Raw genomic sequence first — 21,088 nt, forward strand, 5'->3', positions numbered from 1 at the left:
TCCTGAAAACCGTAGGGAGGCAAGGAAATTCATCAGCTTATCAAAGATATTGAAGAATCTCTAAATAACGTTTTTTAATCTCGATGTCCGTTTCCTTTTCAAGAATGGCAATTAAGTCTTCTTTCCCTTCTATGCCTCTTTTTTCCTTAGTCTCAGGTAATATAGGAGAATGAAATGTTGTTAGTTTACCGATTGAAATTTCAATTGAACGAACGACTCCTTTTCCTACAAATCGCATAGACTCACGAATGATTCGGTTTTGTAAAAAGAGTAATTCTTGTTTATAAGCGTTATGAGAAACGAGAATTCGAAGTTTATTGAATCGAATTGAGTCTACTTCCGAATGAGAAGCAAATACGGGACCTACGATTTCTTTCCAACGATTTCTAAGCGTGTGGACAAAAATCCTTTCTTGTAGATTCTCTTCCGTGATTCCCATTTGATTCAATACGACATTGAATTCAGAGGTTTCGATTTTTTTAGATGGAATCAAATCTTCTTTCATTTTACAAACTGGACATTTCCTTGTTGAATCAGAAAAATTTGCTTTTGATCCTCAAGTTTACCGACATAATCCTGAATTCCTTCCAAGTCCGTTGTCGTAAAAAAAGCCTGTCCCGCGTTTATGACTAAGTCCACAAAATATTCTCTTCGTTTAACATCTAATTCCCGAATCACATCATCAATCAATAAAACGGGCATAGTATCTAAAACATTTCTATAGTAATTAAAAGTCGCAGTTTTCAAAGCGATCACCGTACTTCTTTTCTGGCCTTGTGACCCAAATTCGGTAATGTCACGTTTATCAGTCCCGATAAAAAGATCATCCCTATGAATTCCCACAGAAGTGTAACCGAGTCTTAAATCTTTTCCTAAATTCCGACCGAGTTTTTCTACAAATTCATCTTCGTCTTTCACATTCGGTCTGTAAATCATTTCAAGTTCGTCCTTCCCGCCGCTCAATTTATTTAAATTCGGTTGATAGAAGGAATTTAATCCGAAAACAATTTCTCTTCTTTTATTAAGAATCAAAACTCCCTTTTCGATAAGCTTTCTATCCCAAATTGATAGATGAGAGGCGTCGGAAATACCGGTTTTTAAAAGGGCATTCCTATGCTTTAAGATTTTATTATATTCCAGCAAACATTCGAGATAAAACGGGTCGAAGGAAGAGATAAACGCATCGATAAATTTTCTCCTTTCCGCCGGACCATCCTCTATGATTTTTAAATCCATTGGAGTTAATAAAACGGTGATGAATTTGCCGATTAGATCTGTCCTTTTTTTTACTTCCTCTTGATTGAATTTTAATTTTCTTTTAACTGTGGGTTTTGCGGTAAATCCGATTTCCAATACAGATTCTTTTTGATTCTCTTTAATTTTCCCTCTTAAGAAATAATTTTCAGAACCCCATCGAATCAAATTCGAGTCCTCGGACTCTCGAAAACTTTTCAGCCAAGATAACATACAAATGGCTTCGAGAAGATTCGTTTTTCCTTCTCCGTTATCACCTACAAAAAAATAAGCCTGGAATCAAAATCCAGGCTCAATTCTTCGTGACTTCTAAAATTCTGAAGAGTAAGATGTTTTAAGAACATTACAGTTTCATAGGCATGATCACGGAGATAAATTCAGGATCGGACGGATCCTTGAAAATAACCGGAGAGCTTGCATCAGAAAACTCGATCTTAACTTCGTTATCGTCGATTGATCTAAAAATATCCATGAGGTATTCCCCTTTGAACGCGATTGCAATTTCGTCTCCGGAATATTCAATCGGCCTATTGATATTTGCTTCAGAAGCGCCAAGAGTTTGAGCAAATAAGTTCAAATTGTTTTTGCTGAATGTGAGTCTTACTTGTCTGGAAGGTTCTTCCGCCGCGGTTAAAACTTGTCTAAGAGATACTTGGAATTCTTCCTTCGAGATTGTTGTGGAAAATTTAGTGCTCTTTGGAATGACTTGTTCGTAGTTTGGGAAATTTCCTTCGATCAATTTACATAAAAGTTCTATGTTGTTTGCAGACGCATAAATCTGACTATCGATCAAACCGAGATTACCAGTTTCTGAAGTTGCGAGCATCTTGGAGATTTCTCGGATCGCCTTTGCAGGAACAATTATGGAATCCTTAAATTGCAAAGGAGAAGGAAGAATTCTTTCAATCTTGCAAAGTCTTCTTCCATCCGTTCCAACAAAAATCAATTTATTTCCGTCGGGAATCATGTAGAGACCGTTAAAAATAAATCTTTGGTCTTCATGCGCGATCGCGTAAGAAGTTTTACGAATCATGTCGTTTATCAAAGTACTTGGAAAAGAAGATATTTGAGAAGAATTCACTTTGGAAATCGTTTTAATTTCTTCGGCATCCATTCCGCTGATCTTGGATTTATAGTCATTTTTGCCGGAAGCATCGGTGATATAAACGATGGAAGAATCTCCGTCGGATTCTTCTAAAGACAAAATAGTTTCTTCGAAATGAATCGTTTTAAAAAAACTGGAAAGTTGTTTAGCGGGTAAAGAAATACTTCCGGCTTGGATTACTTCCGCAGGCAGTGATGTTTTAATGGAAATTTCAAGATCGGTAGCGGAAAGAAAGACTTCTTTTTCTTCAGCTTCTATTTTAAGATTTGATAATATAGATTTAATTTCTCTTGCGGAGATTACACCCTCCACTGCGTGAATTGCTTTTAAAAAATCCGATGTATTAACTTTAATTTTCAATTTGTTTCTCCTAATTTCTTTCTTAATTAAATAGGTTTTTTATTATTGTACAGTTGTAGGAGTAGTACCTGTAGATATGTACATAAAATTGTATTCCTAAAGAATACTGAAATATGTCTCATTTTTTTTGAAAAGAGAATTTTGTTTTCCGACATAATTCTTAGTCAATTTTCGAATTAAAAGCGACAGTAATCTTGTATTATGTCTTATTTACAAATTTATTTAACTTTTTAGATATTAAACTTATACTTTATTAACAAGTTATATACATATCAAATCTAGGCTAGAATTTTCTTTCTATTCCTAACAGGATGTTCTTTTGAATTGCCCAATGAATGTTTTGTTAAAAAACACTTAGCAAAAATTTTAATTCTTCACTCCAATGAAGAGCTCGTCTTAAAACCTCAAAATGTAGGAACTACTGTTATTTTAAACCACAAGAAAAGTCGTACAAAAGCGATATTAAACCATCAATGCAACGTAATCTGTGGGAACTCTCACATTTTTTTAGAAACTTGCTAGATCGTTTAAATAACGTGAGTTCGTGGAGAAAATGAGAAAGAATTCTCTAAAAGTAGGAGTTCCTACAATTTTAGAATTGTTCGTAAAATCGTGATTGTGGTAGTTCCCACATTTTAAGAATAGATTTACAAAGTTCAGATTCCAAAAAATTGTTTCAGAAAAATGAGTCATAGATTCTTACGCCGAACACACGTTAAATTAGAGATATTTTTTTGAGGTTTTGAGACGGACTACAAAGTTAAAAACATTTTGCTATAATCCGATTTTGAAAATGATTCATAATCTTACAAAAGTACATTTCAAAATAAAATGAAATTTTTGAAAACAAGCTCTAAAAAATGAAATGCCGCACCTTATCCGAAAGCACAAATTTACTGGAGCTTGTATTTCGAACTAATTCGTTCCACTAGAAAACGTATTTCCTTATTGTTAGAAAGAAGTTCTTCGGTTTTTCGAAGTCCATGAATTACTGTGGTATGTTGAGTTTGAAAAAGTCTTCCGACTTGGGATTTATTGACGTTAAAAACACTGTGTAACAAATAGAAACAAATATGGCGTGGAATAATTAATTCTTTCTTTCTGCTTTTTCCCATAATCTCAGCGGCATTCAGATTGAATTCTTTAGCGACGGATTCAATAATTCGATCATGTGAAAATTCCACATTCTTTTTGCGATAAAGACGGTTTTTTACAATTTCCTTTACCTTATCTAAATTCAAAAAAAGAAGCGAATAGGATTTTTTGTATAAGTAGATGTCGTTGAGTGCGCCAAGTAAAAGTCTCGTGTCTTCTTCGATTTGATCCGCTAAAAAATCTAATACATCTTCGCTTAAACCGAGATCCATGATTTTAGAATGAGACGTTACAATCCCTTTTCGAATCTCTTTGTTGGGATATTGGATATCGGCTTGAACACCTGTGACAAATCTGGATTTCAATCTTTCATGAATTGTAAGTTCAGAACTTGGGCGATCCGATGCGATTACAATCTGTCTTTTTCTTTCGAAAAGAAAGTTAAACAATGCAAAAAATTCATCCTGAGTTTTTTCAGCATTTGTGGAAAGAAGTTGAATATCATCCACAAGAAGACAATTGTAAGACTGATATTTTATCTTAAAACTTTCGATAAGTTCTCTGGATTGAAGAGCAAAACGAAACTCATTCATAAAAGAAGAAATATCAACATAACATACCGTTTTCCAAGGGTCTTTTTTAATAAGTTCCGATCCGATCGCATGAAGTAAGTGTGTTTTTCCCACTCCTACGCTACCAAACAAATAAAGAGGATTTATTTCCGCAGGTTTTCGAACACATTCTTTTGCGGCTGTGTATGCTAAACGGTTACAGTCGCCTACGATAAAAGTTTCGAACGTATAATCCGGATTGAATTGAAAATCTTTTTGATCGAAAGATTTTTCGAGAAACGACTGAAGAGGAGAAGCTGCCTTTGTTTCGATCAGAATTTCAACGGGAATTTTATCGCCGCAAGCTTCTAAGATCGCATTTTCGATTATACTCTGATATTTTCTTTCAACGTGGGTTTTGATCGTAGCAGAAGGAGCAATAATCGTGCATTTCTCGGAGTTAAGGGTCTCTAATTTCAAAGTATCAATGAACCGTTCATAGTATTGAGGAGATATTTTTTTAGATACCTCCTCCAAGATTTTATTCCAAACTAGGTTCAACACATCCTCCAAAAATAAAAAACATAAAATTCTCTCTCGAAGAAATTCGCACGGACTCAAATTGAAAATATTTTCCCAATTCGATCGAATAAAACAATCTTCCGACTTCGGATCTAAAATCCTAGAAACCTTATGAATGAGAATACAGTGTTTTTTGATAATGCCTTGTACTCAAATGAAAATTCCAAAATTGAAATTCTCTCTCAAAAAAAGAGGATGTTTATGTTTTGAATAATTAATTATGTCGCAAATATAAAAACCGACTTATTCCTATGTTTCTGTTAACGTTTATTGATATATTTTTATAAGAAAGTATATTCAATTTTTAGAATATACTTTAAAGAGAAAGTCGAAAAAATAGTCTTGAAAGTGCAACTGTGTCGATACCGATGATTCTTTTGTGGAGTTCTGCCTTAAATTGAAAGATTGCCTCGATCTTTGAGAGATTATTTTCATAATTGGTTCTTGTGTACTCATATACTAAAGTAAGACTTACCAATTCTAAAAATTCCTTGTAAGAGAAATTTTCTTTCCACTCTGGATGTTCGTTTTTGTAAGAAGAAATCCACGACTCTAGTTTTAAAAGATCGAGTTTAGTTTCTAATTTATCCTTAATTTTTTCCTGAACCAAATCAATCACTTCTTTCGGGCATTCGAAAGATGCAAGGCTTCCTCCTTGAAAGGGAAGCGTGGAAAGTTGTAAGTTCGTATTGATTTTTTTCAAATCATTTTGGCTTAGATATTGGAATGGAACACAAATTGCCCGACTTATGATTGTCTCTTTGAGTGTATCTATATTATTTACGATGAAAATGAATCTTGAAAACGGTGGGGCTTCTTCCAAGGATTTTAATAGAGCTGTTTCTGCTTCGTTTCCTATGAGAGATGCGTCCGGAAAAACGATGAAACGAAACTTCGAAAGATGAGGGCGATAATTCAATCGCGAACGAATCAACCAACGAATTGTAAATTCTTCGGGATTATCCTCGCTTCCAATCGCTATGATTTTTCCGCGATCTTCCGGAAAACGTATGTAATCCGGATGAGAATTTCGCATGAAAGCTTTGCAAGAAGCGCAAATCTCGCATGAAGTTCCTTCAAAACATAATACATTTTTAATAAACCGTTCTGAAGCAGATTCTTTTCCGGTTCCGTCCGGGCCGTGAAAAATAAGAAGAGGAGGAATTGTCTCCGGTTTTGACGTATATCTTTTTAAAAAAGTAAGAGCGACCTCTTGTCCCAAAATATCGTCGAGTTGAAACGCGGAGCGAGACATTCTTTCTTTAGTAAACCGGAGTCAACCAATGTCTGTATTTTTCTTCTTTGTTGATTACAAGATTGAAAAATAAACTTTGAATCTTTTTTGTAATCGGTCCCATCTCTGAATTACCGATCTTTCTATGATCGATCTCAGAAACCCATGCGATTTGTACTCCTGTTCCCGAAAAGAAAACCTCGTCCGCAATGTAAAGCTCACTTCTGGAGATATCTCTTTCGATCACTTCGATCCCATTATCTTTTGCAATTTCAAGAACACTTCTTCTTGTAATTCCTTCGAGCAAGGAAGAGTTGATTCCTGGTGTAATGATTTTACCGTCTCGAACTAAAAAGATATTCTCCGCGGAACCTTCGCTTACAAATCCTCTCGAATCCAAAAAGATCGCTTCATCAAATCCGTTTTGAACCGCTTCCGATTTTGCAAGTGCCGAGTTCACGTAACCGCCGGAAACTTTCGATAAAGTCGGAATTACGGCGTCATCGAATCTTCTCCAACTTGATACCATCGTTTTTAATCCGCGCTTTGTATCCAAGTAGTCGTTCAACTGAAGAATATAAATCGCAAGTTCGGTAGGAACGTCATGAAAGCGCGGTGAAAGTTGTAGCGCCGATGTATAAACAAAAGGACGAAGATAAATGTTCTCTTTATAACCGCATTGACGAATCAAATCGATTGTTATGTCTCTCAATTCTTCTTTTGTTTTGTCTAGTTTCAATTGCATGATTCGAGTCGAATTTATCAATCTTTGGTAATGGTCTAAAATACGAAAGAGATAGATGTTGTCTGTATCCTTGTCATAATAACCACGAAGCCCGCCGAAGACCGTGGTTCCGTACTGAAGCGCGTGAGTTTGAATGCTGATTTTTGCTTCTGATTCAGGAAGGATTTTTCCTTCGAAATAGGATAGTTTCTTGATGGATTCTGCCATAGAACAGGAACCTGATAAGTGATATAATTCCATGAATCAATATATCGGGTCTGCTGTCGATTCATCTTACAATCAAAGACCAATACTTGCGAAACATCTCATTCTTAAATCAGTAATTTATTTTCAGGAAGTTGAATCTCGATGATCGAATCCAAAAACCAATCTTTTTTTCCGAATCGTTTTGATTGTGTCGTAGTAGGCGCGGGTCATGCGGGTTCGGAAGCGGCTTACATCGCTTCGAAGGGCGGAGCCAAAACTCTTTTGATCACAATGAATTTGGATACGATCGGTCAGATGTCTTGCAACCCTGCGATCGGTGGTATCGCCAAGGGACATATGGTGAGAGAAGTGGATGCGCTCGGCGGCATCATGGGAAAGGTGATCGATAACACCGGTATTCAGTTTAAAATGCTCAACACTTCCAAAGGTCCGAGCGTTTGGGCGCCGCGTGCTCAAGCGGAAAAGAAAGAATATCAACTCAAAGTAAAACATACTCTTGAAGCTGAGAAGAATCTTTCAATGCGACAAGACACCGTTGAAGAACTTCTTATCGAAAATGATCAAGTGATCGGCGTAAAGACCGGACGCGGCTTTGAAATTTATACGAACCATGTAATCTTAACTACGGGAACGTTCTTATCTTCTCTCGTTCATATCGGAACGTATCAAAACGAAAACGGTAGAATGTGTGAGCCCACAGTGAAAGGTCTTTCTAAATCCTTGGCAAAATATAATTTAAAGTTGGGAAGATTGAAGACCGGAACTCCGCCGCGTATTCATAAGAATTCAGTCGACTTAAGTGTGCTTGCGATTCAAGAAGGCGATCCCAATCCATCTCCGTTTTCTTTTTCGACGGAGAAGATCACTCGAAGACAGATTCCTTGTTACATCACTTACACAAACGCCGAAACTCACAAACTCATTCATGAAAATCTAAATTTGTCTCCGATGTATTCGGGACAAATTCAAAGTACTGGACCGCGCTATTGTCCTTCGATCGAAGACAAAGTGGTTCGATTTGCGGATCGTGAAAGACATCAGGTTTTTTTGGAACCTGAGGGTTATGAAACTTCAGAAATCTATCTCAATGGAGTTTCCACAAGTCTTCCGGAAGAAGTTCAATGGAAGTTAGTGAGATCTCTTAAGGGTTTGGAAAATGCGGAGATTGTGAGACCCGGTTATGCGATTGAGTATGACTATGTGGATCCGACCGAGTTGAAACCGACTTTAGAAACGAAGAAGATTAGAGGTCTTTATCATGCGGGACAAATTAACGGAACTACAGGTTATGAAGAAGCGGCCGCGCAAGGTTTGGTCGCGGCTTATAGCGTTCTTCATTCTTTGAAAAATGAAACTCCCCTCTTGTTCAAAAGAAGCGAATCTTATATCGGAGTTTTGATCGACGATTTAGTTCATAAAGGTGTTGAAGATCCGTATAGAATGTTTACTTCGCGTGCTGAACATAGACTTCTGCTTAGACAAGATAACGCAGATCAAAGACTGATGAAGTACGGATATGACCTCGGCCTTATCGATCAACAAAGTTACGATCGAATGAGGGAAAGATACGAGCGCGTGAATGGCGTTCGAGAAAAAATTCATCAAATCCCGCTTAAACCTTCGGATGAGTTTCAAGATCTTTTGGATCAGAAAGGAATTACAAACTATAAGTTCGGTATGAAGTTGGCTTCTTTTTTGAAACGCCCCGAAATTAAGATCGAAGACATTGAGTTTATGATTCCCGAAGTGCGTTCTTGGTCTGAGCTAGAGAAAAATGTTCTCGAAATGGAAATCAAGTACGAAGGTTATATCAAGAGAGAACTCGAAACGATTCAATGGAAGAATAAATATTTGGATCTTGCGATTCCGGAAGATATCAACTACGAAGCGATTACAGGACTTAAGAAAGAAGCCATTCAAAAATTGAAAAGTCATAAGCCGATGACTTTGGAAAAGGCAGGTCAGATTTCCGGTGTGGATCCGAGCGACGTCGATTTGCTGTTGTATCACATCAAAGGAAAGAGAAAACAAGAGGTAGAAGCATCTTAGTCTTTGTCCGTCTCGCGATAAGAATTGTAAAAACAGCTATTATTGGAGTTTGAGATTTTTCCTACAAGTGCCGATGTTGCGGTCGGAGTTCCGACAAAAGATTCGATTTCCCGCTCGCGTTTCACATGAAACGTTTTTCAAAAGCCCGGAATTACACCGGGTTTTTCTTTTGTGCATGAGTAGATAGTCAGACCGAAAAGAAAGATTCGATTTTTTAAAAATCTTTTTTGTATCCTATGAATCAAACCTCAATTATTTACAGGATTTTTAATCCGAAGAATCGGTTGTAGTTTGTAAAATTGTGGAAACTCTTACAAGGTTTTATCGAGGTCCGTGCGATTGAACTCATACGGAAACTTTTTTGTAATATAAAGTTATGGGGATTCCGGCGCTTTTTAGGAACTTGTACATTGATTTGAGCTTAAGGTTTTAGATGTCTTTGTAGAAAATCTTTTCTAATCTTTCTTATCATAGTTCCTACCTAAGATTAAACCTTGATCTCATTTTTGATTTTAGAAAGCAGTTTTTAGAAGGACTTTGTTGTATGAGGCTTACTATCGCGATCAAAGATCTTTTCTTCTGTATCTACCTTATATGAATTCTGATTTAGCTTTAAGTTCTACTAAATGAATTGGCGCTGTCGCGCAAAAGAAGAACGAGAGGATTCGGAAACTGATGATTCATAAGGATTGTTTCAAAAACGAAATGGAATCATCTTGAGATCCTTCGAGAAAAAAAATCATGCCCAACTTTCTTAGGTTGTTTCGCCGATAGTCAAGAATTACAAGCGAAAGCGTTGGTTTATAACGCAGTCCTAAATGTGCAGGTTTCTTGCAGCTTATTCGTTTGATAAATTAAGTTTTGAGAATTGCTATAAAATCTGAAATCTTATAAAAGATTCTTCGTTCTCTATATGGAAATTACTTGTGGGTTTACCTTTGAATTCGAAATCACCAATTTCAAAAATAAAAAACAAATTATAATGGAAAAAAACCATATGAATCAATCGTTCAAAGAAGCTTTAAAAAAAGGAAATGTCAACGTAGTCAAAGACCTACTGAAAGAAGTAGGGGATATAAATCTCAAAGATCAAGATGAAAACTCCTCTGATTCTTGCCGTCAAATGGAACAATTTGAAAGTAGCAGAGTGTTGTAGCACAAGATGGAGTGGATCTGAAAGTAAAAGGAGAGTTAAAGAGAACCGCTTTGATGTGGGCAGCTTTACAAGGAGATTTGGAAATGACTTCTTTGCTCCTCGAAAAAAGCGCGAACCCAAATGCAAAAGGACTCATGGTATGTCCCTATTGATTTACGCGATCAATAGAGATAAACCGAATATGAAATCGTAAAATTACTGATCGATTCTGGAGTCAATGTGAATGCGGCGGATAATAACGGTGATACACTTCTTCGCTTTGTAATTGAAAATGGATTTTTTGAGATCGTTCAGTTGCTAGCAGAAAGTGGCGCGGTGATTGAACATCCGGATGCCCGTCCTCATCAACTTATGGGGCATCTTTTCTTAACATCGCTATGGTAGAGCAAGCATATTGGATTTTTTTCTAAAAAGAGAATTAGATCCTACTGCAAAGAATGCGGAAGTGTAACCCTTCTTGTGACAGCTATACAAGAAAATAGACGAGGGCATTTGGAATGTCTAAAGTTATTAGCAGAACTAGGAGTGGATCTCCAAGTACAAAACAAGGATGGAGAGAATGCAAAAATGATTTTAGGAAAACGATTAAAAAAACAAAAGAAGAATCGGGACAGACTGACGAAATCAATTATCAGATGTTACAGATGCTAACTTAATCTGCGGATTCAAAACTTTTTAATTAACTTAGAGTGAATTCGGTGTAACGAATGCAAAAGCGATTATTATGTTGCGCCCATAGGAAGCAACATTGAGTTTAAATTCCGAAGGAATTGGAACATTATGTTCAAGCGCACTCGCGAGCCAATCCGTTATGAAGTTTGCAAGTGATTCACCCAAATTTTCTTATATCGAAATTAAGAAGACTTTTGGGGTAATAAGGATCAAAAACTGATATTTTTCAAGGGTTCCGACGTGTTAGTGATTAGGGGTTAGATTTTAGTGGATAGGACTTTACATTACATACATTACATTATGTACAATAAAATGTAAGTGTTCCGACAAGAACCCTATTTTTTACTTGCAAGAAGTATGATTTTGTGATAGAGAAAAACCTCCCGAGTTTTCCCCGCCTCCCACCCCACCACCCAAACGCGGGGAAACTCAGGCACAACGCTTCCTAAGGGGCGCGTTGTGGGGCGTAAGTTACACAGAGGATTTGTCGTAATTCCGACAGATTTATCTTTGGATTCAAATACTTGTGGTGCCCTTAGAAAGTGCGACACTTTAGTTTCTTATTCGCCCAAACTTTCTTACGCCGAACTCACGTTAACTTAGAGTGAAAACCTTCTTTGAAGCGCGTTTTTAGTTTAGAGCTTTTCCTAAAACCTTAGTGATAGGAGAAAAATTCATGGTAATATTTCTATCGAGGTTTTGGATAAAGTTCTAAATTTTTTCTGTTACTGATCTCTACATAAAGGAGTACCGCCAATTTTAGCACAAATCCCCGTTTAGATGTAGAATTTTGGACACTCTATTATGTAGGAATGAGTAAAAACTAAAAAACAACCGGTTTTAAAACTTTCAATGTAGAAACTCATGTAAAAAGCCACGATCTGAAACGCGATTTTTACTCATTGATCGAAGGACTTTGAGGCAAACACAGAAATGAATTTTATCTTACTGCGAATGCTTTTGAAATTTTGTAAGTTGGAGGTAGATGTTTTGGAGGATTGAAAGCAAAGGCCGCGCTCGAAAGTCAAGGCGGCATCGAAAGCAAATTATTTGTAAATCAGCTCGTGAGTTTTCTGAAGTTCCCATTTGTTGTTTTGTTTCACATGAAACGTAAAACTCTGGAGTTGGCTATTTAAGCCATAGCTCAGTTGATTTTTTCTTTCTTGTTCACCTTGGACGTTGATTCGAGTAAGCAACTTTCCTTTTCCATCATACTCAAACTTAGTGGAAGCAATTTGTTTCTTTTCTTCGTTATAAATATTTTGAATCAATGTTTTTGGATTCTTTTCATCCTGAGTTAAAATAAACACTTCCATCTCTTTTGAATTTGACCAGTTGGTTTGTCCCGATTTCACGAAATCTTTGTCCCAAGAAGTGATATTTGATTTTAGAAGGAGTTTGTTTTCTTTATCAAAAACTTCTACGAGATTGATTTGCCCTTTGGGATTATATCGAAAGGTTTTTGTTTCAAGTAAGGTGTTATCTTTATCGAAGAGTTCTTCTCTAACTACTTTTCCATCTTTATATTGAAAAACGGTAGAACCGTCCGCTTTTCCTTCCGCATCCGAATAACTTTCTTTGATCAGCTTTCCGGAAGAATCATATTCATACGATGCTGAATAAATAATTTTACCGTTTGTGTCCTTAACAATTTCTTTAACAGGTCCATTTGAATTGTTTCCAAAAATATATTTATCGATATGAGACCATTTTCCCGGGGTAATCCCCGAGACAAAACTTGGAAAGATTAAGAAAATAAGAACCTGTCCTAAAATTAGAACAGAACCTTGCAGCTTAATCTTTCTGACAAAGTAAACTGGGGTTTTGGGACGCGCTGTAAGTAAAACACGAATCATAGTATAACCTCTACATTACAATCATCGGAAAACGATCCAAAAGGTTAACTCTGTAAATCAAAAGCGCAGCTAAAAAACAAACAAATTCCCTTGCCTAAATCCTTGAAAGGAAAATGGGGTTCAATACTTTCTTACGCACCGAGGAGAATTACAAATGAATTTGAAGAAGAGCATGTTCGTTTTTTTAATAGCTTTGGCTCTGTTTTTACTCTATACGATTTTCGTTACAGAAAAAGGAATCCAATCTTTAACACCCATCGCAAAGTTTGAAGAGCGCGATTATGGAAAACTTGCGGAAGACGCTTCGAAAGATTTACAAGCTTATCTAAGAATAAAAACGGTTCGAGGAAATGAAAAACAAGCGGTTTTATTTTTAAAAAGTCTCTTTGATAAACGTGGAATCAAAACAACAATTTTCAATATTCCCGGAAAGCCGGAAAGGGCGAGTATCATGGCCGAGATCAAAGGGAGCGATCCGGAAGGTGGACTAATTCTTACAAGTCATATCGATGTGGTGGAAGCCGATGCGAACGAATGGGATGAAGCTCCGTTCTCGGGAGTAAGAAAAGGAGATCGAATCTACGGAAGAGGCGCAGTGGACATAAAAGGCCTGGGCATCATGGAGCTTTATACGTTCTTTTTGATTCATGATTCCGGAATAAAACTTAAAAAAAACCTAATGTATCTCGCGGTGTCCGATGAAGAAAGTCGTTCCGAGTTCGGAATGAGATTTTTGATCGCAAAACACAAAGAGATCTTCAACGGATATGAGTTTGTGCACAACGAAGGCGGTGTTGGAACAAAAGACGTAATCGTAAAAGGAAGTAAGATCTTCAATATTCAACACGCGGAAAAAGGTATTATCTGGTTGGATTTGGAATCGGAAGACATTTCCGGTCATGGAAGCACTCCGCCGGTTCAATATGCGGCGCTCAATTTCATCGATTTTCTAATGGATTTAAAAAGGATGAACGAGGTCGTAATCATTAAAGACGAGACCGCTTCTTTCTTTTATCAAATGGGAGAAGTAAGTCCTTTTCCGAACTCGTTCGTCTTAAAGAGATCTCGTAATCCTTTATTGGGTTTGATTTTAAACGGAGTCATTCGCTCAAACAAACATTTACGGGCGATGACCAGTAACTCGGTGAGTATTACCGGAATCGATACGCATCAGGCGGGAATCAATGTGATAACGTCCAAAACAAATGGAACCGTTGATATCAGAATTCTACCGGGTTTCGATGAGAATGAGATCCTTGAAAAAGTAAAGACGCTCGCAAAAAAGTATAGTGTCAAAGTTACTGTGAGACATTTGGAACCGGGAACAATTTCGCCGGTTGATTCGAAGTATTTTAAAATTTTATCGGGAGTCGTTCAACAGGTCGTTCCCAATTCTGTCGTAACTCCTTTTTTGTCTCCGGGCACAACGGATTCTTCTTACTTAAGAATGGCCGGTTTTAAATGTTACGGTTTGATTCCTGCGTTGCTTACTTCGGAGGAAATCGACGGGATCCACGGTAAGAATGAAAGCATAACGTTAGAACATCTGAAAACCGGGATTGAAATTCTTCATAAGACGGTGATAGAATTTAATAATACGGATTTGTAGGAACTTTCACAAATTTGAATTTTTGAAAGCCTTGTAAACGTAGAATTCATCCGGAACGGAAAATTTGAGTCTGAAAATAAGGCTTTTTCTATTTAACGTGAGTTCTGTGTAATAAATTTTGTTTCCTACTGATCGCTATAAAATAGAGTACCATTAATTTGAGCATAAATCTCGCGTTTAGACGTAGAATTTTAGGCACTCTATTATGTAGAGATGAGTAAAAGTTATTTTTCCATAAAAAATGTGGGAATAATACATTAGAAAGTTTTAATGTTATTACACCAAACTCACGTTTTACTGATCTCTACATAAAGGAGTACCGCCAATTTTAGCACAAATCCCCGTTTAGACGTAGAATTTTGGACACTCTATTATGTAGGGATGAGTAATAGTATCGAGGAAAAGCCGCTCTTCAAATGTATAAAAGTATTTTATAACAGACAAATTTTCGCTCTTATCTATACTGTTTAAGTCCCGATGAATTTGAAAAAAATATCGCGTAAAAATGCGTTCACTCATACAGTGCTAGTTCACAAGCGAAGCGCTAATTTGCTGTTAGATGTAGCCCCGATTTATTAATCGGAAGCAGCTCCATATAAAAATAAACTATTCCCATTTTATTCAATATAATAAATCTATAATCCCAAAATACTGGGTAGCAAGGTATTCCTTTGTAACTTGGATAATAAAATAATAATGTAGTTTTGCTAATAAACGTTTTTATAAATTCTTTAAATTGATTTTGGAGATCGAGAACTTTTTCTAATTTTTTATTATCTAACTTAAGTCCAGCGCCTTTATCGCCTCGATAATTAAATCCATAATCTATTTCTTCCCAAAATTCATTAATAGTGACTTTAGCTATTTCGTATTGGTCGGGATTAGCATCTTCAATAGAGTTGCTGAAAATTAATCCTCTGTCCGTTTCTGCTTTATTGAAATGGGCATTTGAAGCGATTTTGTTAAACTGAATCATGGAATTTTTCAACAACTCTAATTATTTTATTTTTAGCTTCTTCAAGTGTTATACATGAATTTAAAAATTCATAACCGAAAGTCACCTAATAGTTATAACCATACATAAAATGTTCAAGTTGTTGTATTTTATCTTTCATGATGAATTACAAATCGGGGCTATTACATCTAACTCTAAATCTCCAAACCTCTTACGATCAACAAAAAAGTATGTGATAAACGAATCACATATAAACGGTGTAATTGCGGACAAAATTGATAGGTTCTCATCGAATGATTGCAAAACTCCGTCTTAATCTTATTTGCCGTTTTCATCGGAGAACCTCCTCCGCCAATTCATTGGAAACAATGAATAATTTTTCACCATTACGCTTGGGTTTCTTAGAAAAACGAGAAAAGACATCGTTTTGTTTTCCAGAGTTAATCCGATCTTTACGATCGTTTTCTAATTCGTTTTGTTTCTCCTTCCAAAAAGAAAACAAAAAGAATCTGTGAAGACAAAGCAGATCAAAATTCAATCCTTGTATCATGCAAGATCCCGAACAATTTACGACTGAATCTATTTTAGAAAGATTGAAAGAACGATTTCCAACCGAAGCCGATGAAATCAGCGATTCCTTTGATTGGGAATTGATCCTAAAGTTTATCTTATTCTTAAAAGCAAAAAACGAAGCTGGCGGATTCTTTTCCAAAAGGGATTCGGAAGAAATTTTAGACCGTCATGTTTTAGAATCCATTTATCATGTTTATCATATCGCGAAAAAAATCGGATTTCAAAAGGAAATACAATTGGGAGATGCGGGAACCGGACCGGGAATTCCTGGATTTTTCTTTCGTTGTCTTAAGGAACATCCGATTGTCGTTTTAATCGATTCGCAAAAAAGAAAACTTTCTCATACGGAGAGTTTTGTTCGTTCCAATCGAATTACTGATTTAAAGTTTCAATTTATTCGTGCAGAAGAATCTAAATTGTCTCTAAATTATGTCGTATCAAGAGGTTTTATTCCATATCCCTACAGTGTGGAAGCAGTTTCTAATCTTATAAAAATCGGAGGAACTTATGTCCCATTTTTAGGAAAACATGATATTGATACGAAATTAGAAGAGAAAGTTCTTTCTTATTCCGGTTTTCGTCTGGAATCTTCCGAAGATTTGTCTTCTCTTGAATTTTTAGGCATGCGACATATTAAATTCTTGAAAAAGATTTCTAGTCCAAGGCATGGTTATCCAAGAGCTTGGAAGGATATCAGCAAGGAGAGTAAGAGCGGTAATGGGAAAGATCGTATCGATTAGTAATCAAAAGGGTGGTGTCGGAAAAACGACAACTTCTATCAATCTTGCGGCCAATCTTGCTTCAATCGGAAAGAAAGTTTTGATCATTGATATGGATCCTCAGGGAAATTCCGGGTCTGGTCTTGGGATTGAAATCAATACTCTTGCAAAAACTTCTTATGAATTACTTTTAGGAGAATCTTCCGCGAACGAATGTATTCAAAGAACAAATGTTTCCAATCTTGATATTATTCCTTCTAATATCAATTTGAGCGGTGCAGAGGCGGATCTTCTTGCAGAAGATCAAAGAGAATACAGATTAAAAAACGCGATCTCTGAACTTCGTACTGAATACGATTATATTTTAATCGATTGCCCGCCTTCATTGGGAATTTTAACGATCAATGCACTTTGTGCTGCTGACAGTGTGATGATTACTCTTCAAACCGAATATTTCGCTTTGGAGGGTTTGACTCAGTTAATGAAAATTATTTCTCTCGTTCAAAATCAATTAAATCCTTCTTTAGAATTGGAAGGAGTTCTTTTGACTATGTTTGATAAGAGAACCAACCTTGCGAATCAAGTTGCAGAAGATGTTAAGTCTTATTTTAAAGATAAAGTTTATACTACGATCATTCCAAGAAATGTTAAGTTGAGCGAAGCCCCTTCTTTCGGGCAGACGATTATGAGTTACGATCCAGAAGGAGTGGGAGCTCAGAGTTATAGAAGTCTCGCTTTGGAAGTTGCGGGGAAGAATTAAAAATGGCAATCAAGCCCAAAGCCCTCGGACGAGGTCTTGGAAATTTAATTCCGGTTAACGAAAATAAAACCCCAATTAACTCTTCTGCAGAAGGGGCGCTTCGAGAAATACGGATCGGTGAAATTCGTCCAAATCCAAGCCAGCCTAGAAAAACTTTTTCGGAAGAATCCTTAAAGGAACTTTCGGAAACGATCAAAGCTCACGGTGTGATTCAACCGATCGTAGTAAAACAGTTAGATGTCGGCTACGAAATTATTTCGGGTGAACGTCGTTACAGAGCCTGTAAGCTTGCAGGTTTTGTGAAAATTCCGGCTATCGTTAAGAATGTTTCCGAAAATCAATCTATGGAAATGGCGATTATTGAGAACATTCAAAGAGAGGATCTGAATCCAATCGAAGAAGCGATTGCCTACAAAACTCTTTCTGAAAAACTAAACTTAAAGATTACCGATATCTCGACGCGGGTTGGGAAAAATCGATCTACAATTTCCAATTTAATTCGTCTTTTACAACTTCCGGATTCAGTTCAAGATTTAATCAAGAATGGAAGAATTTCCGAAGGTCATGCAAGACCTCTTTTATCTTTGGCTGATAAAAAGAAAATTGAACAACTTGCTTATCAAATCGCCGAAAAAGGACTGACAGCGAGACAAGTGGAAGATTTGGTTTCCAATCTTACCGAAGAAAAATCAGCTCCTGAAAAAAAGAAACACCGCAAAGACGTCAACATCGTCGAACTAGAAAATAAGTTTAGAAAAAAATATTCTATGAAAATCGAAATTGGTCATAACCAAAGTTCCGGCAAAGGTAAAATGACGATCACTTATCCGAATCTAGAAGCGATGGAAAAGGTTTTAAACGCGTTAGGATTGTAAAATTGTTCTCATCTTGTATTTAGATGAAACAATTGGATTTCCCCCGAAAAAACGGACATGGTTATGCAGAATTTTTAATTCGAAACTCAACCGGGCTAAGATAACCTAAAGCCGAGTGTCTTCTCCTTCTGTTATAATATCTTTCGATATAGTCAAACAGAAAATATTGTGCGTTCTGAATTGTGTCGAATTTTCTTTTGTAAACCTCTTCTACTTTTAAAGTTTTAAAGAACGATTCCAGGAAACTCAGGCGGAACGCTTTCTATGAATGCGTTCCGGGAGCATTATCATAGCAGTTACCTTTTCTACTCATACTCTGAATGAACTGATTCGTATTTAATGTGAGTTCGGTATAACAAAATGCGAAAGCGATTGTAGTGGAAATTCCGAAGGAATTGGAGCGAAAAGCGCGGTCGCGAGCCATTTTATCTATGAAATTCGCGAGCGATTCGCCCAAACTTTCTTACGCCGAACTCACGTTATTTAATACTTTTCTAAAGTTATCACTTGCATATTGAATTCCTCTATCGGAATGAAAGATCACTTCCTTAGGGTATCCTCTGCGAGAAAGAGCTCTCTCAAAAGCTTTCAAGAGATGCTCCGTCTCCAACGTCGAACCTAACTCCCAGCCGATGATCTCTTGATTGAAAAGATCTTTGATCGCAAATAGATAAACCCACTTTCCATCTACGGGGTATATACGTGATATCTGAAAGCCAGATCTTATTCAAATTCGATGATTGAAAGTTCTGACCTAAAAGATTAGGAGCCACAGGAAATTTGTGTTTCGGGTCAGTAGTCACAGGACGAAAAGAACGCTTCCGATCGGCTTTTAAGCCCATTATATGCATTCTTCTGTAAGCTCGATTCTTACTACTCGGACGTATGAAAATGATACTCGAAAATAAGCGGCCGGTTTTGCAAAAGTGCAACGGTTCTCAAAAATTAAGTCAAATCGGGAAAATCTCGACTTTTTAGAGAAATATTCCAACATTCTAATTTTCGAAATAATTTATCATAGTATTTTATTCATGCGTCCGAGTAGTAATTCTTAGGTTATATGAGCACTGAAGAATTTGAGAGGAATATCGCTTAAAAGAATGTCCACTTTTATGTGACTACTTCAATGAATAGATAGATTGCGTTTGCAAGAGATCTTAGAATCGTGCTCGCTTTTGAGTCCCGAGTAAAATCATGGCTTTCAAAAACTTTGGAGTTAGAAACGTTCCGTTCTATCTCTCTTTGAACGTTTGATTTTGTAGTGTATAATATCATGAGTTCCCGCCAAGATTGAGAGAAAGCTCTTCTCCGGTTTTTAATCGGAAATAAATGGAAAGCCCTTCTTTGAGTAGGGAAATCTTAATTGTGTCAGAATCGATTTGAGGAAATTGAGATAGAATTCTAAAAGCGTCATTCATTCTTGAGGCCGCTATCGTCGTCTTCATAAAGATGCTTTCTTTGATGGTTGTAGATTTCTGGAAAGTCAATGTCGTCCGCAGGAGTCATGTCGAACGCTTTGATTACCATCAAACGCACGACTTCTATTTCCGATTCTGTCTCTGCAAAATCAAAAGAATGTTTCGACACCATCTTGTTCTATTTGTTCAAACGTGATATTATCAACCCCTCCGCTACCACCATTTTATAGAATTAAAAACCGAATCATGAACATTAAAGGAGAACCGTGAATGGCGAACGAAACGAGGACCGTAAGTTACTTACAGTTTTGACTTTTTAATCTTGACGATCCTTACTTTTTTTGATAAAGTAAGGATATGAAACTTAGATCCAAAATTACATCGAAATATCAGATAACAATTCCTAAAGAAATCCGAGAATCTTTAAAACTTTCTATGGAAGATGTCATCGAATGGTCTATTGACGAACAGGGAATTCACATTGAATCGGCCAATAAACCTTTCCTAAAATATAAAGGTTTTCTCACGAAGGGATCCGTTGACGTTAAATCAGACGTCAAAAAAGCATGGAAAGAACGAGTAAAGAGATACTCAAAGTGAAATTAATCTTGGATACTAATTGTTATATCTCGTTTTTAAATCAAAGAAACCTTGAACAGCATACTAAAATGGTTTTACTTTGGGAAAAAGTATCGCGATTAGAATACGAAGTCATACTTACTTCGCACAATATAACAGAAATCGTATTTGTTTTTAAAAGTATTTATGCCGTTGAACAAAGTAAATTGAATCAAATTGTAAAAGATCTTTTAATCAATCCTGGTGTTACCTATGAATCCGCTTATTACCCTGAATTAATACTTCAATTATGGCCTAAAAGTATTAAAGATTATGGCGACGCAGTTTTGGCTGCTGCGAGCCAATTATTAGAGGCACAAATTGTAACTTTTAATCAAGATTTTTCAAAATCGTTAAAGAAACTGAGCTTAATACCTTTTCATCTTTAAAAATATAAAAGCGTTTCTATCAAAGTAAAACTTTTAGTTACTCATTTCTAATATTATAGAATCCGCACGAGGTAAAAGGGCGAATAAAATGAGTCATTTGTTGAGAGTATCAGACGAGTATGGTAGCGAAACGAAAGGTCTACTTATTTTTATTCGAAATTTCTAGCCAAAATGTACCATTGAAAGAATAGAGATCTTTTCAAACCTTCTAAAATGCCAGCTTCCCGATATAAGAGCACGTAATCCTCGTATAAACGTTCGAAGCGAAGACCTATTTCCGACTCTACAATGATCTGTACATGATGC

Annotated in this window: 19 protein-coding genes and 4 pseudogenes; 10 read left to right on the top strand and 13 right to left on the bottom strand. The window is 36.5% G+C overall.

The genetic code is table 11. The features are described from left to right. Positions 1–40: 40 nt before the first annotated feature. The 6 genes and pseudogenes from LEP1GSC062_RS00625 to LEP1GSC062_RS00650 form a co-directional block, all read right to left on the bottom strand. On the bottom strand, positions 41–505 hold the full coding sequence (locus LEP1GSC062_RS00625) for a DciA family protein (RefSeq protein ID WP_010577425.1): 465 nt from the start codon (positions 503–505) through the stop codon (positions 41–43). After that, positions 502–1,598: pseudogene (gene recF / locus LEP1GSC062_RS00630) on the bottom strand (DNA replication/repair protein RecF). The gene LEP1GSC062_RS00625 and the pseudogene recF overlap by 4 nt, the downstream one beginning before the upstream one ends. Further along, the gene (gene dnaN / locus LEP1GSC062_RS00635; protein ID WP_010577426.1) at positions 1,598–2,719 is read right to left on the bottom strand and encodes a DNA polymerase III subunit beta; all 1,122 of its coding nucleotides are present in this window, start codon (positions 2,717–2,719) and stop codon (positions 1,598–1,600) included. The pseudogene recF and the gene dnaN overlap by 1 nt, the downstream one beginning before the upstream one ends. Positions 2,720–3,612: 893 nt before the next feature. Continuing rightward, a complete protein-coding gene (gene dnaA, locus LEP1GSC062_RS00640) occupies positions 3,613–4,956 on the bottom strand; it encodes a chromosomal replication initiator protein DnaA (protein WP_176082405.1) in 1,344 nt (447 codons plus the stop codon). 307 nt (positions 4,957–5,263) lie between these two features. Next, positions 5,264–6,202, bottom strand: coding sequence for a hypothetical protein (locus LEP1GSC062_RS00645; RefSeq protein ID WP_010577428.1), 939 nt, complete (start codon positions 6,200–6,202; stop codon positions 5,264–5,266). 7 nt (positions 6,203–6,209) lie between these two features. After that, complete coding sequence (locus LEP1GSC062_RS00650; protein ID WP_010577429.1) at positions 6,210–7,133, bottom strand: branched-chain amino acid transaminase; 924 nt, start codon at positions 7,131–7,133, stop codon at positions 6,210–6,212. Between the two features lie 141 nt (positions 7,134–7,274). Between LEP1GSC062_RS00650 and mnmG the strand changes: the two genes are divergently transcribed. The 4 genes from mnmG (at position 7,275) to LEP1GSC062_RS22745 (ending at position 10,722) form a co-directional block, all read left to right on the top strand. Beyond that, on the top strand, positions 7,275–9,182 hold the full coding sequence (mnmG, locus tag LEP1GSC062_RS00655) for a tRNA uridine-5-carboxymethylaminomethyl(34) synthesis enzyme MnmG (protein WP_010577430.1): 1,908 nt from the start codon (positions 7,275–7,277) through the stop codon (positions 9,180–9,182). A 913-nt stretch (positions 9,183–10,095) separates the two neighbouring features. Beyond that, positions 10,096–10,338, top strand: a complete 243-nt coding sequence (locus tag LEP1GSC062_RS00660) for a hypothetical protein (protein ID WP_244265071.1) — start codon at positions 10,096–10,098, stop codon at positions 10,336–10,338. 11 nt (positions 10,339–10,349) lie between these two features. Further along, positions 10,350–10,490 (top strand): ankyrin repeat domain-containing protein, encoded by a 141-nt coding sequence (locus tag LEP1GSC062_RS20695; protein ID WP_020983016.1) that lies wholly within the window; start codon positions 10,350–10,352, stop codon positions 10,488–10,490. Between the two features lie 67 nt (positions 10,491–10,557). Next, positions 10,558–10,722, top strand: a complete 165-nt coding sequence (locus tag LEP1GSC062_RS22745; RefSeq protein ID WP_020983054.1) for a hypothetical protein — start codon at positions 10,558–10,560, stop codon at positions 10,720–10,722. Positions 10,723–12,056: 1,334 nt separating this feature from the next. Here the strand turns inward: LEP1GSC062_RS22745 and LEP1GSC062_RS00670 are convergent. Continuing rightward, complete coding sequence (locus tag LEP1GSC062_RS00670) at positions 12,057–12,866, bottom strand: hypothetical protein (protein WP_020983099.1); 810 nt, start codon at positions 12,864–12,866, stop codon at positions 12,057–12,059. A 154-nt stretch (positions 12,867–13,020) separates the two neighbouring features. On the opposite strand from LEP1GSC062_RS00670, the gene LEP1GSC062_RS00675 reads away from it, so the two are divergent. Further along, positions 13,021–14,475, top strand: a complete 1,455-nt coding sequence (locus LEP1GSC062_RS00675) for a M20/M25/M40 family metallo-hydrolase (RefSeq protein ID WP_020983058.1) — start codon at positions 13,021–13,023, stop codon at positions 14,473–14,475. 544 nt (positions 14,476–15,019) lie between these two features. On the opposite strand, the gene LEP1GSC062_RS00680 is transcribed toward LEP1GSC062_RS00675, so the two are convergent. Then, the gene (locus LEP1GSC062_RS00680) at positions 15,020–15,451 is read right to left on the bottom strand and encodes a hypothetical protein (protein WP_010577432.1); all 432 of its coding nucleotides are present in this window, start codon (positions 15,449–15,451) and stop codon (positions 15,020–15,022) included. 173 nt (positions 15,452–15,624) lie between these two features. After that, a complete protein-coding gene (locus LEP1GSC062_RS23540) occupies positions 15,625–15,765 on the bottom strand; it encodes a hypothetical protein (RefSeq protein ID WP_162142155.1) in 141 nt (46 codons plus the stop codon). 213 nt (positions 15,766–15,978) lie between these two features. Here LEP1GSC062_RS23540 and LEP1GSC062_RS00690 point away from each other — a divergent pair, with 213 nt between their 5' ends. The 3 genes from LEP1GSC062_RS00690 to LEP1GSC062_RS00700 are packed head-to-tail and all read left to right on the top strand — an operon-like array spanning position 15,979 to position 18,357. Further along, on the top strand, positions 15,979–16,743 hold the full coding sequence (locus tag LEP1GSC062_RS00690; protein ID WP_010577434.1) for an RsmG family class I SAM-dependent methyltransferase: 765 nt from the start codon (positions 15,979–15,981) through the stop codon (positions 16,741–16,743). Next, positions 16,721–17,482 (top strand): ParA family protein, encoded by a 762-nt coding sequence (locus LEP1GSC062_RS00695; RefSeq protein WP_020983045.1) that lies wholly within the window; start codon positions 16,721–16,723, stop codon positions 17,480–17,482. The genes LEP1GSC062_RS00690 and LEP1GSC062_RS00695 overlap by 23 nt, the downstream gene beginning before the upstream one ends. A 2-nt stretch (positions 17,483–17,484) precedes the next feature. Then, entirely contained in the window at positions 17,485–18,357 is an 873-nt protein-coding gene (locus LEP1GSC062_RS00700; RefSeq protein WP_010577435.1) for a ParB/RepB/Spo0J family partition protein, read from the top strand. A 61-nt stretch (positions 18,358–18,418) separates the two neighbouring features. Here the strand turns inward: LEP1GSC062_RS00700 and LEP1GSC062_RS24430 are convergent. The 4 genes and pseudogenes from LEP1GSC062_RS24430 to LEP1GSC062_RS24440 form a co-directional block, all read right to left on the bottom strand. After that, positions 18,419–18,673 (bottom strand): annotated as a pseudogene (locus LEP1GSC062_RS24430) (IS3 family transposase); the annotation flags it as partial. Positions 18,674–18,820: 147 nt separating this feature from the next. Then, the gene (locus tag LEP1GSC062_RS25415) at positions 18,821–19,084 is read right to left on the bottom strand and encodes a DDE-type integrase/transposase/recombinase (protein ID WP_176091468.1); all 264 of its coding nucleotides are present in this window, start codon (positions 19,082–19,084) and stop codon (positions 18,821–18,823) included. A 395-nt stretch (positions 19,085–19,479) separates the two neighbouring features. After that, positions 19,480–19,632 (bottom strand): annotated as a pseudogene (locus LEP1GSC062_RS22750) (baseplate J/gp47 family protein); the annotation flags it as partial. After that, positions 19,629–19,947: pseudogene (locus tag LEP1GSC062_RS24440) on the bottom strand (LIC10183 family protein). The pseudogenes LEP1GSC062_RS22750 and LEP1GSC062_RS24440, both read right to left, overlap by 4 nt. A 185-nt stretch (positions 19,948–20,132) precedes the next feature. Here LEP1GSC062_RS24440 and LEP1GSC062_RS00720 point away from each other — a divergent pair. Next, positions 20,133–20,375, top strand: coding sequence for an AbrB/MazE/SpoVT family DNA-binding domain-containing protein (locus LEP1GSC062_RS00720; RefSeq protein WP_010577439.1), 243 nt, complete (start codon positions 20,133–20,135; stop codon positions 20,373–20,375). Next, positions 20,372–20,782: a type II toxin-antitoxin system VapC family toxin gene (locus LEP1GSC062_RS00725; RefSeq protein WP_010577440.1), complete on the top strand. Its 411-nt coding sequence runs from the start codon at positions 20,372–20,374 to the stop codon at positions 20,780–20,782. The genes LEP1GSC062_RS00720 and LEP1GSC062_RS00725 overlap by 4 nt, the downstream gene beginning before the upstream one ends. Positions 20,783–21,088 lie beyond the last annotated feature (306 nt).

The sequence above is a fragment of the Leptospira alexanderi serovar Manhao 3 str. L 60 genome (assembly GCF_000243815.2).
GTDB classification, from domain to species: Bacteria; Spirochaetota; Leptospiria; order Leptospirales; family Leptospiraceae; genus Leptospira; species Leptospira alexanderi.